This is a genomic window from Pseudoduganella sp. SL102 (assembly GCF_027856995.1).
In the GTDB taxonomy this organism is placed as follows: domain Bacteria; phylum Pseudomonadota; class Gammaproteobacteria; order Burkholderiales; family Burkholderiaceae_D; genus Rugamonas; species Rugamonas albidiflava.
The window spans coordinates 4,942,099-4,955,351 of record NZ_CP115554.1 but is presented as its reverse complement, the minus strand read 5'-3'; the positions used below and the strand labels follow the sequence as shown (position 1 = coordinate 4,955,351).

At 67.1% G+C, this 13,253-nt stretch carries 12 protein-coding genes; 9 read left to right on the top strand and 3 right to left on the bottom strand.

The window, feature by feature from the left end:
- Positions 1-7: 7 nt before the first annotated feature.
- From ligA to OU994_RS20865, 5 genes are all read left to right on the top strand, one after another.
- Complete coding sequence (gene ligA, locus OU994_RS20885) at positions 8-2,353, top strand: NAD-dependent DNA ligase LigA (protein WP_281607497.1); 2,346 nt, start codon at positions 8-10, stop codon at positions 2,351-2,353.
- A gap of 148 nt (positions 2,354-2,501) precedes the next feature.
- A complete protein-coding gene (galU, locus tag OU994_RS20880; protein WP_131145264.1) occupies positions 2,502-3,386 on the top strand; it encodes a UTP--glucose-1-phosphate uridylyltransferase GalU in 885 nt (294 codons plus the stop codon).
- The gene (def, locus tag OU994_RS20875) at positions 3,383-3,919 is read left to right on the top strand and encodes a peptide deformylase (RefSeq protein ID WP_281607496.1); all 537 of its coding nucleotides are present in this window, start codon (positions 3,383-3,385) and stop codon (positions 3,917-3,919) included. Before galU ends, def begins: the two co-directional genes overlap by 4 nt.
- A 325-nt stretch (positions 3,920-4,244) precedes the next feature.
- Entirely contained in the window at positions 4,245-6,236 is a 1,992-nt protein-coding gene (locus OU994_RS20870; RefSeq protein ID WP_281607495.1) for an OPT family oligopeptide transporter, read from the top strand.
- A gap of 6 nt (positions 6,237-6,242) precedes the next feature.
- The gene (locus OU994_RS20865) at positions 6,243-7,073 is read left to right on the top strand and encodes an aldo/keto reductase (protein WP_281607494.1); all 831 of its coding nucleotides are present in this window, start codon (positions 6,243-6,245) and stop codon (positions 7,071-7,073) included.
- 261 nt (positions 7,074-7,334) lie between these two features.
- Here OU994_RS20865 and OU994_RS20860 read toward each other — a convergent pair whose 3' ends face one another.
- Positions 7,335-8,108, bottom strand: a complete 774-nt coding sequence (locus OU994_RS20860) for a MipA/OmpV family protein (RefSeq protein ID WP_281607493.1) — start codon at positions 8,106-8,108, stop codon at positions 7,335-7,337.
- A gap of 182 nt (positions 8,109-8,290) precedes the next feature.
- On the opposite strand from OU994_RS20860, the gene OU994_RS20855 reads away from it, so the two are divergent.
- The 4 genes from OU994_RS20855 (at position 8,291) to OU994_RS20840 (ending at position 11,523) form a co-directional block, all read left to right on the top strand.
- A complete protein-coding gene (locus tag OU994_RS20855) occupies positions 8,291-8,740 on the top strand; it encodes a hypothetical protein (protein WP_281607492.1) in 450 nt (149 codons plus the stop codon).
- A gap of 52 nt (positions 8,741-8,792) precedes the next feature.
- Positions 8,793-9,317 carry an IS1595 family transposase gene (locus tag OU994_RS20850; RefSeq protein WP_281607491.1) on the top strand — a complete coding sequence of 175 codons (525 nt, stop codon included), beginning with the start codon at positions 8,793-8,795 and terminating at the stop codon, positions 9,315-9,317.
- A 119-nt stretch (positions 9,318-9,436) separates the two neighbouring features.
- A complete protein-coding gene (locus tag OU994_RS20845) occupies positions 9,437-10,117 on the top strand; it encodes a response regulator (protein ID WP_281607490.1) in 681 nt (226 codons plus the stop codon).
- Entirely contained in the window at positions 10,114-11,523 is a 1,410-nt protein-coding gene (locus OU994_RS20840) for a HAMP domain-containing sensor histidine kinase (RefSeq protein ID WP_281607489.1), read from the top strand. The genes OU994_RS20845 and OU994_RS20840 overlap by 4 nt, the downstream gene beginning before the upstream one ends.
- Here the strand turns inward: OU994_RS20840 and OU994_RS20835 are convergent.
- Positions 11,495-12,403, bottom strand: coding sequence for a PilZ domain-containing protein (locus OU994_RS20835; protein ID WP_281607488.1), 909 nt, complete (start codon positions 12,401-12,403; stop codon positions 11,495-11,497). The genes OU994_RS20840 and OU994_RS20835 overlap by 29 nt on opposite strands.
- Positions 12,404-12,502: 99 nt before the next feature.
- Entirely contained in the window at positions 12,503-13,252 is a 750-nt protein-coding gene (locus OU994_RS20830; protein WP_174800397.1) for a pseudouridine synthase, read from the bottom strand.
- Position 13,253: the final 1 nt, after the last annotated feature.

Here is a 13,253-nt window from a genome sequence, read left to right as displayed (position 1 = left end):
ACCGGCAATGAGCAAAGACCTCGATAGCCCCGCCGCGCGGGCCGCATGGCTGACGGCGGAACTGAACCGGCACCTGCATGCCTACCACGTGCTCGACGCGCCCACCATTCCGGACGCCGAGTACGACAAGCTGTTCGCCGAGCTGCAGCGCCTCGAACAGGAACATCCCGAGCTGGCGCTGCCCGATTCGCCCACCCAGCGGGTCGGCGCGCCGCCGCTGGGGCAGTTCGCCGCCGTCACGCACGCGGTGCCGATGCTGTCGCTGAACAATGGCTTCACGGACGAGGATATCGAGAACTTCGACCGCCGCGTGCGCGAGGGGCTCGATGCGGTACAAATCGATTATGCGGCCGAACTCAAGTTCGACGGCCTGGCCGTCAACCTGCGCTACGAGAACGGCGTGTTTGTGCAGGCGGCCACGCGCGGCGATGGCTACACGGGCGAGGATGTGTCGGCCAATATCCGCACCATCAAGGCCATTCCGCTGCGCCTGCGGGGCGACGGCCTGCCCGCGGTGCTGGAAGTGCGCGGCGAGGTGCTCATGTTCAAGGCCGATTTCGCGGCCATGAACGAACGGCAGCGCGCGGCCGGCCAGAAGGAATTCGTCAATCCCCGCAATGCCGCCGCCGGCGCGCTGCGCCAGCTCGATTCGCGCATCACGGCGCAGCGCAAGCTGCGCTTCTTCGCCTACGGCATCGGTGAACTGGTCGGCATGGACATGCCGGAAACGCACTCGGGGCTGCTGGACTGGTATGCCGACCTGGGCCTGCCGGTGGCGCGCGAGCGCGAAGTGGTGCAGGGCAAGGATGGCTTGCTTGCCTTCTATGCGCGGGTCGGCAAGGCGCGCCCGGCGATGCCTTACGAGATCGATGGCGTGGTCTACAAGGTCAACCGCGTGGAAGACCAGCGCACGCTGGGGTTCCGCTCGCGCGCGCCCCGTTTCGCGCTGGCGCACAAGTTCGCGGCCGAGGAAGCCCTGACCACGGTGCAGGCCATTGAAGTGCAGGTGGGCCGCACCGGCGCCATCACGCCGGTCGCGCGCCTGGTGCCCGTGTTCGTCGGCGGCGTGACCGTCACCAACGCCACGCTGCACAACGAGGATGAAGTGCGCCGCAAGGACGTACGGGTGGGCGATACCGTCATCGTGCGGCGCGCAGGCGACGTGATCCCCGAGGTGCTGGCCGTGGTGCTCGACAAGCGCCCCACGCCCGAACCGGCGGCGTACGTGCTGCCCAACACTTGCCCGGTCTGCGGCTCGCATGTGGTGCGCGAAGAAGGCGAGGCCGTGGCGCGCTGCTCGGGCGGGCTGACCTGCGCGGCGCAGCGCAAGGAGGCGATCCGCCACTTCGCCGGCCGCCGCATGATGGATATCGAAGGCCTGGGCGACCGCTACATCGACAGCCTGGTCGAGTGCAACCTGGTGCACGGCGTGGCCGACCTGTACCGGCTCACGCTGGACGACCTGCTGCGCATGAAGCTGGCCGCCGATGAACGCGACGGCACCACGCCGGAAACCGTCAAGCAGGGCAAGGTGGCCACCAAGTGGGCGGACAACCTGCTGGCCGCCATCGAAGCGAGCAAGAAACCGCCGCTGGAACGGCTGCTGTTCGCGCTGGGCATCCGCCACGTGGGCGAATCGACCGGCAAGACGCTGGCCGACTGGCTCGGCAAGTTCGAACTGGTGCGCCGCGCCCCGGCCGCGCTGCTGCGCGTGCTGCCGGACATCGGCGGCACCGTGGCCGAATCGATCGCCGACTTCTTCGCCGAAGAGAAGAACCAGCAGGCCATCGACGCGCTGCTGGCCGCCGGCGTGGCGCCGCAGGGCGAGCATGCCCCGAAGGCGCAGTTGCGCGACAAGCTCGACGAAGTGGCGCTGCTGGCCGCGCTGGGCATCCCGAAACTGACGGAGCCGCGGGCGAGGCAGCTGCTGGCCGATGGCCGCACGCTGGAATCGCTGGCGTTCCTGAAGGTGTTCACCGTGTTCGGCTTGCCGGCCGCCGTCGCCGCGTCGCTCGAAGAGTGGATGGCGGTGCCGGCCAACCGGGACCAGCTGATGGCGCTGTCCGCGCTGCGCGCCGAATTGCTGGCGCAACTGCCGGAAGCGGCGGCCGCCGGCGACGAAGGGCCGATGGCGGGCAAGACGTTCGTGCTCACCGGCACGCTGCCCACGCTGTCGCGCGACGCCGCCGGCGCCATGATCGAAGCGGCGGGCGGCAAGGTCTCCGGCTCCGTATCGAAAAAGACCAGCTACGTGGTGGCCGGGGCCGAAGCGGGCAGCAAGCTGGCCAAGGCCGAGGAACTGGGCGTCACGATCCTGGACGAAGCGCGCCTGCTGGCGCTGCTGGGCAAATAGTTGCGCAGGATTCGCGACAGGCACACCTGTCAGGAAGGTCTCAGTAGAGACGGTGAAAAACGGTGACAGGCACCATTTGTTTTGAAATATTTCCCGGAAATTGGTGCCTGTCACCGGTTTTCCTGCCGTGACTGAGCGAGAACCACAGATGAACCATATCCGCAAAGCCGTTTTCCCCGTTGCCGGCCTCGGCAGCCGGTTCCTGCCCGCCACCAAGGCGCAGCCGAAGGAAATGCTGCCGATCGTCGACAAGCCGCTGATCCAGTATGCGGTGGAGGAAGCCGTGGCGGCCGGCATCACGGACCTGGTGTTCATCACCGGCCGCAACAAGCGGGCCATCGAGGATCATTTCGACACGGCGTACGAGCTGGAAGCGGAACTGGAGGCGGCCCAGAAGCGGCACCTGCTGGAGCTGGTGCAGAACGTGATCCCGAAGAACGTCAACTGCATCTATATCCGCCAGTCGGCGCCGCTGGGCCTGGGGCACGCGGTGCTGTGCGCCCGGCCCGTGGTCGGCAACGATCCGTTCGCGGTGCTGCTGGCCGACGACTTCATGGATACGCCGGACGGCATCCGCCCGGTGCTGGCGCAGATGACCGAGCGCTACGACTTCGAGCGGGCCAGCCTGCTGGCGGTGCAGGAAGTCCCGCGCGAGAACACGCGGCAGTACGGCATTGTCAGCGCGTCGCCGTATCGCGACCGGCTGGAGCTGGTCTCCGGCATCGTCGAGAAACCCATGCCGGACAAGGCGCCGTCCACGCTGGCCGTGGTCGGCCGCTACGTGCTGTCGGCCCGCATCTTCGAATTCCTCGAGCAGGTGGGCAAGGGCGCCGGCGGCGAGATCCAGCTGACCGACGGCATCGCCGCGCTGCTGCGGCACGAACGCGTGCTGGCCTATCGCTACGAAGGCCAGCGCTACGATTGCGGCTCGAAGCTCGGCTACCTGAAGGCCACCGTGGCGATGGGCCTGAAGCACCCGGAAACGGGCGCCGAATTCGCCGAATTCGTGGCGCAGGCGCGGGAGGCGATGTGACCGTCCGCGAAATCCTCAAGATGGGCGACCCGCGGCTGCTGCGCCAGGCCGACCCGGTGCGCGACTTCGATACACCGGCGCTGCACGCACTGATCGCCGACATGTTCGACACCATGCATGCGGCCAACGGTGCCGGCCTGGCCGCGCCGCAGATCGGCGTCAACCTGCAGGTGGTGATCTTCGGCTTCAAGTCGAACGCGCGCTACCCGGACGCGCCGCAGGTGCCGGAAACGGTGCTGATCAACCCCGTGCTCACGCCGCTGTCCGACGCGATGGAAGAGGGCTTCGAAGGCTGCCTGTCCGTTCCCGGCCTGCGCGGCAGCGTGCCGCGCTACACGCGGCTGCACTACGAAGGCTTCGACCAGCACGGCAAGCCGATCTCGCGCGACGCCGACGGCTTCCATGCCCGCGTGGTGCAGCACGAGGTCGATCACCTGCACGGCATCCTGTATCCGGCGCGGATCGTCGATTTCTCGAAATTCGGTTTCACCAGCGTGATGTTCCCGGAACTCGATCCGAACGACGACGACTGAGCGAGCGAAACCGGTGCCGGACACCGTCATCCGGATGAGGCACCGGAAGATAGTGTCTGACACCAGATGCTTCCAGTGCCGGCCGCATGCCTGGTGTCGGACACTTTTTTCGGGCTTCATCCGAAAAAGGTGTCCGACACTGGTTCTCTCGGACCCATGTGCCGGTAAGCACTGCATTTCAATATGCGCCAACGATCATTGGCGCAGCGGTAAATCTGTCGTAATATCCCGCCCAGCATTCGGTACACAAGGCATGCAAGGTACAAAGCCAAGCACCCAATAACAAATCCTGGATCAAAAATCCGGGCTACCGGGAGAAACCAGGATGAGCCAACCCTCTTCGTCCAATCCACTCGAATTTTCCATCCGGGGCATCCTCCTCGGCATCCTCATCACGCTGGTCTTCACGGCCGCGCAAGTCTACCTCGGCCTGAAAGTCGGCCTGACCTTCGCCACCTCGATCCCCGCCGCCGTCATTTCGATGGCGCTGCTGTCCGCCTTCAAGGATGCGACGATCCAGGAAAACAACATCGTGCAGACGATCGCCTCCGCCGCCGGCACGCTGGCCTCGGTGATCTTCGTGCTGCCCGGCCTGCTGATGATCGGCTGGTGGGCCGAGATCCCGTTCTGGCCCACCTTCGGTGCCTGTGCGATCGGCGGCGTGCTGGGCGTGATGTACACGATCCCGCTGCGCCGCGCGCTGGTGTCCCAGTCGAAGCTGCCGTACCCGGAAGGCGTGGCCGCGGCCGAAGTGCTGAAGGTGGGCACGCAGTCGCGCGCCGGCGCCCAGGAAGGCAAGGCCGGCCTGAAGGCCGTGGTGCTCGGCACGGTGGCTTCCGCCGGCTTCGCCGCGCTGGCCGGCGCCAAGCTGGTGTCGCATGAAGTGGCCCATTACTTCCGCTTCGGCGCCGGCTCCGGCGCGACCGGCATTGGTGCGTCGACCTCGCTGGCACTGATCGGCGCGGGCCACCTGATGGGCATCACGGTCGGCATCGCCATGCTGACCGGTCTCGTCATCGCCTGGGGCATCCTGGTACCGATCCTGACGGCGGCCACGCCGATGGCCGCCGGTGCCTCGGTGGCCGACCACGCGCTGGGCGTGTGGAGCACCCAGGTGCGCATGCTGGGCGCCGGCACCATCGGCGCGGCGGCGATCGTCACGCTGGCCACGCTGGCCAAGCCCGTGTTCGGTGGCCTGAAGTCGGCGCTGGACGCATCGAAAGCGGCCAAGCACGGCGGCGCCGAAGTGCCGCGCGTAGAACGCGACATGCCGATCTTCATCGTCGGCCTGGTCACGCTGATCGCCATGGTACCGGCGGGCTGGCTGCTGGCGGCCTTCCTGAAGGGCGGCGTGCTGGCATCGATCGCCACGCCGCTGGTCATCGTCGGCATCGGCTACATCCTGGTCGCCGGCCTGCTGGCCGCCGCCGTGTGCGGCTACATGGCGGGCCTGATCGGTTCGTCGAACTCGCCGGTGTCCGGCATCGCGATCCTCACCATCCTCGGCGCGGCCACGTCCATCGGCTTCGTTGCCCGCGAAGTGATGGGGCCCGATACCGCCCAGGCGCTGATCGCGTTCGCGCTGTTCGTCACCACCGTCGTGCTGGCCGTGGCCGTGATCGGCAACGACAACCTGCAAGACCTGAAGACCGGCCAGCTGGTCGGCGCCACGCCGTGGAAGCAGCAGGTGGCCCTGATCATCGGCGTGTTCGCCGGCTCCTGCGTGGTGCCGCCGGTACTGGACCTGCTGAACCATGCGTACGGCTTTGCCGGCGCACCGAACCAGAACGCCATTTCCGACCAGCCGCTGGCGGCGCCGCAGGCCACCCTGATCTCCACGCTGGCGCGTGGCGTGATCGGCGGCGACCTGCCGTGGCACCTGATCGGCTGGGGCGCCTTGCTCGGCCTGGCGCTGGTGGCGATCGACTTCATCCTGAAAAAGACCAGCCATGGCAAATACAGCCTGCCGCCACTGGGCGTGGGCCTGGCGGTCTACCTGCCGTCGGCCGTCACGGCGCCGGTCGTCGTTGGCGCGGTAGCAGGCTACTACTTCGAGAAGTCCCTGCGCGGCAAGACCTATGGCGAAGCCGCCTCGCGTGTCGGCGTGCTCGTGATGTCCGGCTTCATCGTCGGCGAGAGCCTGTTCAACGTGGCGCTGGCCGCCTTGATCGTGCTGTCCGGCAAAGGCGACCCGCTGGCGCTCGGCGCGGGCGTCGACGAATCGACCGGCATGCTGATCGCGCTGGCCATCGGTGCCGCCATCCTGGTAAGCCTGTACCGCTGGGCCGCCAACTCGGCGCGCCGCATCGACGGGTAACGGCCGATGAATCCCGTCGCGGGCCACCGGCTGGGCCAGGGCACCTGGTACATGGGTGAGGACCCGGCCCGCCGGAACGACGAGGTGCGCGCCCTGCAACTGGGCGTGGACCTCGGCATCACCCTGGTCGACACCGCCGAGATGTATGGGGAAGGCGGCGCCGAGCGCGTGGTGGGCGCGGCGATCGCCGGCCGGCGCGAGGGCGTCACCCTCGTCAGCAAGGTCTATCCGCACAATGCCGGGCGCACCGAGGTGCAGCGCGCCTGCGAGCGCAGCCTGGCACGGCTGGGCACCGACCGCATCGACCTGTACCTGCTGCACTGGCGCGGTGGCGTGCCGCTGGCCGAAACCCTGGAAGGTTTCGAGCAACTGCGCGCGGCCGGCAAGATCCTGGCCTACGGCGTCAGCAATTTCGATACAGCGGACATGGAAGAGGCCCTTGGCGTGCCGGGCGGCAGCGCGCTTGCCGCCAACCAGGTGATGTACAACCTGCGCCGGCGCGGCATCGAGTTCGACCTGCTGCCATGGTGCCGCCGCCACGGCATTCCCGTGATGGCGTATTCGCCGCTGGAATCGGACCGGCGCGAACAGCAGCGGCTGTTCTCCGTCCCGGCCCTGCGGCAGGTTGCCGACCGCCACGGCGCCACGCCGGCGCAAATCGCCCTGGCCTGGCTGTTCGCGCAGGAAGGCGTGACCGCCATCCCGAAAGCCGTGCAGCCCGACCACGTGCGCGCCAACCGCGCCGCGCTGGATATCGTGCTGTCGGCGGAGGACCTGGCCATGCTGGATGCCGCCTTCCCGCCACCCTCGCGCGCCGTGCCGCTGGATGTGCTGTGAAAACCTGAAACCGGTGGCGGGCCGCCGCGAAAAAAAAACGGTGACAGTCACCATTTAACTGGAAATGTTTCCGAGAAAATGGTGACTGTCACCGTTTTTGCTGGTGCCGCTGGCCGGCTCAGAAGCTGTAGGTTACATAGAGCGCACCGGTGCCGGTAAGCGCTGGTTGATGAAAAACGGTGACAGGCACCATTTAATTCGAAATGTTTCCGAAAAAATGGTGACTGTCACCGTTTTTGCCTGGTGCCGCCGCTGGCCGGCTCAGAAGCTGTACGTCACATAGAGCGCGCCGGTGCCGGAGCGCGAGCGCTGGGTGATCGGGCTGTTGGCGGCGTCGCGCGTCAGGCTCACGGCGCCCAGCGTGCCCGTCACGGCCCACCGTATATCGATCATGTGCCGCCACGTCATGCCCAGCTCGACCTCGTACAGGCCCGCTTTCGGCCGGTATTGCCGGTAGCCGGAGCGCGCCGACTGCGCGGCAGTCACGCCATAATAAGTCTGCATGTAGTCGCGGTCGCCGGCATTGGCGGCCAGGCTCAGGGTGACATGGTCCTTGCCTTGCTGGTACAGCGTGCCGGTCAGCCCGATGCCGGCGGTGCGGCCGTTGCGGCGTTTGCCGAGGGGCTGCTCGGCGCTGAACTCCAGCACGAGCCCGTCGACGATTTCCCAGCTGGCGCCGAACACGGCGGTGGCGCCGCCCTTCACGTCGCCCATGCCGCGCAGCGCCGTGCTGCCGCTGGCACCGCCGATCCCGTCCCGGTTCTTTTCCGACCGTTCTCCCCGGTAGCCCAGCGCCGCCGAAAGGTAGACGGGGCCGACGGCGCGGCCGTAGCCGATGCCGCGCAGCGAACTGGCGTAGAAGCCGTTGGCGAACTGCCAGTCGATGGCCAGCAGCGGCCCGATCGCGTAGTCGTCGGCACCGGAATAGCGGGGCGCGCCGGCGATGCCCGCACCGAGTGTCAACACGTTGCCCTCGGCGTGGACGAAGCCGGCGGCGGCCAGCAGCAGGAGGGCGGTCAGGCTGTTCTTGTTCATCGCATTTCCGTCAGTTTTTTGGAGCGCCCAGTGTCGGTCCGCCGCATGAAGGCAACCTGAGCCCAAGATGAAGATTGCATGAAGGCCAATCTTTGGCGCTGTGAGCGGTAATTGTGGGAACTTCCTGCCGGAATGATGATCTGACCTCCTGTTGAGCTACTTCATGTATATCGGGAGGCAACATGGGTGCAGCGGATGTTCAGGTATTGATCGAAGCGTTGATCCGACAACAGCTTTCAGAAGATCAGGTCGCGTTGTTGCAGTGTTTTCTGGCCAACGTCGAGCAACCAGGGCAGTGTCTTCGCCTGATCGAGGAGGCCGCTGGAAGGCCACCGTGTCCACATTGCGCTTGCCAGCGGTCCCACCGTTGTGGACAAGCCAGTGGCTTGCAGCGCTATCGCTGCGTGATGTGCCGGCGCAGCTTCAACGCCTTGACCGGCACACCCCTTGCCCGTCTGCGCCTGCGCGACAAATGGCTGCATTATCTTCAGTGCCTGATCGAGTCGATCCCCGTGCGTTCAGCGGCTAGGCGCGTGGCGGTGGCCAAGTCGACCAGCTTTCGATGGCGCCACCGTTTTGTGGCCGCCATCCTCCGGGCACCCCGTCCGCAGTTGTTCGGCATTGTTGATTGACGAAGGAGGAGTGCTCGCTTGCAAGCGAGCACCGCTGCGTAGGCGACGAGCGGTGCTCGCCGAAACCCCTACTACGCCTTATCATCTCGAATCACAGAAGGGCTCGCGCCACCTGAACCGCCCGCCCCGCAAACGCGGCGGCAAGGCCAGCCGGCGCGGCATCGGCAGCGAGCTGGACTGCATCCTCGTCGCTCGTGACCGCAACCGGCAAACGTGTGACTTCGTCACGGGCCGCGGTCCGGTCAGCGCCGGCCAGCTGATGCAACACCTGAAGCCCGTGCTGGCGCCCGATGTGCTGCTGGTTACCGATGCCGCCAAGGCATACCAGGCATTTGCAAAGCAGGCTGGCATCACGCACGAAGCGATCAATGTGCGTGCCGGCATGCGGGCACGCGGCGCACTCCATATCCAGGGTGTCAACGGATGGCATGGCCGCTTCAAGACCTGGCTGCGGCGATTCAACGGTGTGGCCAGCCGCTACCTGGCCAATTACACCGGCTGGCTACGTGTGCTCGATGCCGCCGAGCTGACGGCACCGCGGCAATGGCTGCGCATTGCCGTGCGTCAGACTAGCTGATCAGTTCTTTTGTCGCGCTCGGCATGCGAAGAAGTTTCGTGCTCAACGGCAAAGCTACTCAACGCGGACAGCGCCCAATCTTTAGACTTTCTTCACATCGGGATGGTCTAATACGGCCCATGAAAATCCTGCTGATAGAAGACGACCTGGATCTCGGCAACGGCGTGCGCATCGCGCTGGCCGACCAGGGCCTGGACGTGGTCTGGGTGCGACACATGGCCGCCGCCGACGAACACCTGGCCACGGCCGGCTGCGACCTGGTCCTGCTCGACCTGGGCCTGCCCGATGGCGATGGCCTGCACCTGCTGGCCAAGCTGCGCCGCAACCGCAGCGACGTGCCGGTACTGATCCTGTCGGCGCGCGACGCGTTGCCGGACCGCCTGCAAGGCCTCGATACCGGCGCCGACGACTACCTGGTCAAGCCGTTCGAGCTGGCCGAACTGCTGTCGCGCGTGCGGGCGCTGGCCCGCCGCAGCTATGGCTTCGATGGCGCGACGCTGGAATTGCGCGGGCTGTGCCTGCATGTTCCCACGCGCCGCGTCGCCGTGCGGGGCCGGCCGGTGGACCTGACGGCCAGCGAGTACGTGCTGCTGAAAACGCTGATGATGCGCGCCGACCATGTGGTCACGCGCCGCAGCCTCGAAGAGCAGGCGCTGCCGGGCGCGCAGGCCAATGCCAGCAACTCGCTGGACGTGCACATGGCGAACCTGCGCCGCAAGATCGGCGAAGGGTATATCCGCACGGTGCGCGGGGTGGGCTACGTGATCGACCAGGACAACGGCCAGGGGGCGGCCCGATGATGCGCCGCCTGCGCGGGATCGTCGAGCCGAGCCTGATGCGCCGCCTGATGCTGGCCCAGCTGGGATTGCTGGCCTTGCTGTGGGGCCTGCTCCTGGGATTCGTGGTGTACGAAAGCTCCACGGATGACCACGACCTGCGGCAGGACGCCCTGTACGACGCGGTGCTGATCGTGGCGGACCAGCTGGCGGACCGGCCGGCGCAGTTGCGCGAGGCATTCCGCTACATCGAACTGGCGCTGTCGGAAAATATCGAGAAATCGCTGGCGCCGCGCCTGGTGCTCGAGCGTGGCGAGCGCACGCTGTACCGCAGCGCGGGCGTACCGGCCAGCTTGCGCACGCAGCGGCCGGACGATATCGAAACCGTCACCTTCGACGGCAAGCGCTGGCGCGCACGTGCGCGGATCTCGCCCGGCGGCATGCGCATGACGATGATCGTGCCGGCCGACCGGATGAACATTTTCGTGACGCTCAATTCAAAGGGGTTCTACCTGCTGCCCCTGCTGATCAGCATCCCGTTCCTGGCACTGCCGGCCTGGCTGTCGATCCGCGTCGCGCTGCGGCCGTGGAACGCGGTGGCGCAGGAGGTGGGCTCCCGCGGGCCGCGCGACCTGGCGCCGCTGTCGTTCCGGCCGCGCCACCGCGAGTTGCGCGCGATGGTCGACAACATCGACGGCCTGATGCGCCGCCTGCACGACGCCAGCACGCGCGAGCGCGCCTTCATCGCCGATGCCGCGCATGAATTGCGCACGCCGCTGGCCGCCATGCGCGTCAACGTGGAAGCCCTGCAGGGGCAGGCGGTGGAGCCGCGCCAGCGCGAACTGCTGGCCGGCATCGTCAGCGGCGTCACGCGCGCCGGGCGCCTGGTCGGGCAGATGCTGAACCTGATGCGCAGCGATGCCGCCGGCACCGGGCACACGGAAAAGGTGGCGCTGGACGCCTTGCTGCAAGACCGGATGGCCGCGCTCTCCTGCCTTGCCGATGCGCGCTACGTCGAACTGGACCTCGAGGCCGAGCCGGGGCTGGCGGTGGACGGCTGCCGCGAGACGCTGACATCGCTGATCGACAACCTGGTCGACAATGCCATCAAGTACAGCCCGCAGGGCGGCACCGTCGAGGTGCGGCTGCGGCGCGATGGCGACTGCGCGATGCTGACGGTATGCGACGAGGGGCCCGGCATCCCGCTGGCCTTGCGGGAACGGGTGTTCGACCGCTTCTACCGCGATCCGGCGCAGACGCAGAGCGGCAGTGGCCTGGGCCTGGCGATCGCGCAGGCGGCGGTGGTGCGGCACGAGGGGCGGATCGTGCTGGAGGGAAGGGATGCCGGCAGCGGGCTGCGGGTGAGGGTGCGGCTGCCGCTGGCGGGAAGTACGGTGCTTCCTAGCGCCGCCCTTGCGCCATCTTCGTGATGGCCCGGTCCACCAGCGTCTGCATCTGTTCGGACAGGCCGACGAAGCGGCAGCCGATCTGCACCTGCTCGCCCAGCAGGAACGAGCGGAAGCGGCGCGACAGCCGTACTTCCAGGTCGCAGATGACAACAGTGTCGTTCAGTTCGAGCCGCACGCGCTGCAGCCGGCGGCCGATGTGCAGGCCGGGCGCGTCGCGCGGGGCGCAGCGCATGCCGATGCCGCCGGCGGCCACGTCGTACAGCAGCATTTCATAAGGCGTGCCGAACATGACGAACGACGCCGTGTAGTTGCCGGCCACCGGCGTTTCCAGGCGCCGGGAAGCGCGCCGGTTCAAGACCAGGCAACTTTGCGGGAACGGTGCCGGCACCAGGGTGGCGTGGCCGGGCAGCGGCGTCCAGCCGGCGCTCAGTTCGAACTGGAAGCGCGCCGAATCCAGGCGGGTGACGAAGGTGCAGGGGCCTTCCGGCAGCGCGGATTCGCCGTCGAGGCGCAGCGTGAACACCGCTTCGGTGGCGTCCATGGCATGGATGCGCGCCAGCCTGGGCGTGCCGGTGCCGTCCGCGTAGATCGTGATGGGTTCGCCGCGGTCGTACAGGGTTTGCAGGGTTTCGCGAATTGCTGCCGGGTCGGCGATCTCGTGCGGCGTGGCGGCCAGAGGGATGCGCTCGGCGATGTCCGCCGCCCCCATGCGGCGGCGGCGAGGCAGCAGGCCGGCCGTGATCAGGTCGCCCGCGGCTTCGGTCCTGACATATTCCTTCACGCCGCTCGGCGCGGCGGGAACCGCCGACCAGGCGGGCCGCAGATGCGCATTGGAGCGGCGTACTGCCGGGGACTGCAGCCAGGGCAGGTGATCGCGAAGGTTCTTGAGGATGGAAGTCATGGGCTTGCTGGGTCAACGGGCGACACTGGTAGCCTGCAAGCATACCAGCAAATCTTTTGATCGCAGACAACTTTATTGCCTCAGGGCTAGTCCCTGTCGTTAAAACCGCTCATCCGGCGCAAGGTAGCGCCATTGCCCGACCGGCAACTCGCCCAGTTTCACCTTGCCGATCCGCACGCGCTTCAGGCCCACCACCTTCAGGCCCACCATCTCGCACATGCGGCGGATCTGCCGCTTCTTCCCTTCGCGCAGCGTGAACGACAGCTGGTCTTCGTTCTGCCAGCGTACCTTGGCCGGCAACAGCGGCTTGCCATCCATCCACAGGCCATGGTTCAGCTTTTTCAGGTCCGCGTCCGGCAGCTTGCCCGGTTTCGTGTATTCCACGCGCACCAGGTATTCCTTGTCGATGTCGGTGTCGTGGCCGATCAGGTGCTTGGCCACGCGGCCGTCCTGGGTGAGCACGAGCAGGCCCACGGAATCGATGTCGAGCCGGCCGGCCGGCACCAGGCTGCGCAACTGCGTGGGGTGGAACTGCTCGGGCGCCGGATCGTCCGGCCAGCGGTTCTCCGGCTTGATCAGTGCCACCGCGGGCGTGTAGCCATCCTCGGCCTGGCCGCTCACATAGCCCATCGGCTTGTTGATCAGGATGGTCACGCGCTTGCTCTGCTCGGCGGCAGCCTGCCGCTCGACGGTGATCTTCTGGCTCGGGTAAACCTTGGTGCCCAGTTCGGACACCACCTTGCCGTCGACGCGCACCCAGCCCTTGGCGATCCATTCGTCGGCTTCGCGGCGCGAGGACAACCCCAGTTCGGACATGCGTTTCGATAAACGCAACAACTCTTCAGACATG

Excerpts from the sequence above, each read along its gene's own strand:
- ligA (WP_281607497.1), top strand. The coding sequence starts at position 8 with ATGAGCAAAGACCTCGATAGCCCCGCCGCGCGGGCCGCATGGCTGACG.
- galU (WP_131145264.1), top strand. The coding sequence starts at position 2,502 with ATGAACCATATCCGCAAAGCCGTTTTCCCCGTTGCCGGCCTCGGCAGC.
- OU994_RS20870 (WP_281607495.1), top strand. The coding sequence starts at position 4,245 with ATGAGCCAACCCTCTTCGTCCAATCCACTCGAATTTTCCATCCGGGGC.
- OU994_RS20865 (WP_281607494.1), top strand. The coding sequence starts at position 6,243 with ATGAATCCCGTCGCGGGCCACCGGCTGGGCCAGGGCACCTGGTACATG.
- OU994_RS20860 (WP_281607493.1), bottom strand. The coding sequence starts at position 8,108 with ATGAACAAGAACAGCCTGACCGCCCTCCTGCTGCTGGCCGCCGCCGGC.
- OU994_RS20855 (WP_281607492.1), top strand. The coding sequence starts at position 8,291 with ATGGGTGCAGCGGATGTTCAGGTATTGATCGAAGCGTTGATCCGACAA.
- OU994_RS20845 (WP_281607490.1), top strand. The coding sequence starts at position 9,437 with ATGAAAATCCTGCTGATAGAAGACGACCTGGATCTCGGCAACGGCGTG.
- OU994_RS20840 (WP_281607489.1), top strand. The coding sequence starts at position 10,114 with ATGATGCGCCGCCTGCGCGGGATCGTCGAGCCGAGCCTGATGCGCCGC.
- OU994_RS20835 (WP_281607488.1), bottom strand. The coding sequence starts at position 12,403 with ATGACTTCCATCCTCAAGAACCTTCGCGATCACCTGCCCTGGCTGCAG.
- OU994_RS20830 (WP_174800397.1), bottom strand. The coding sequence starts at position 13,252 with ATGTCTGAAGAGTTGTTGCGTTTATCGAAACGCATGTCCGAACTGGGG.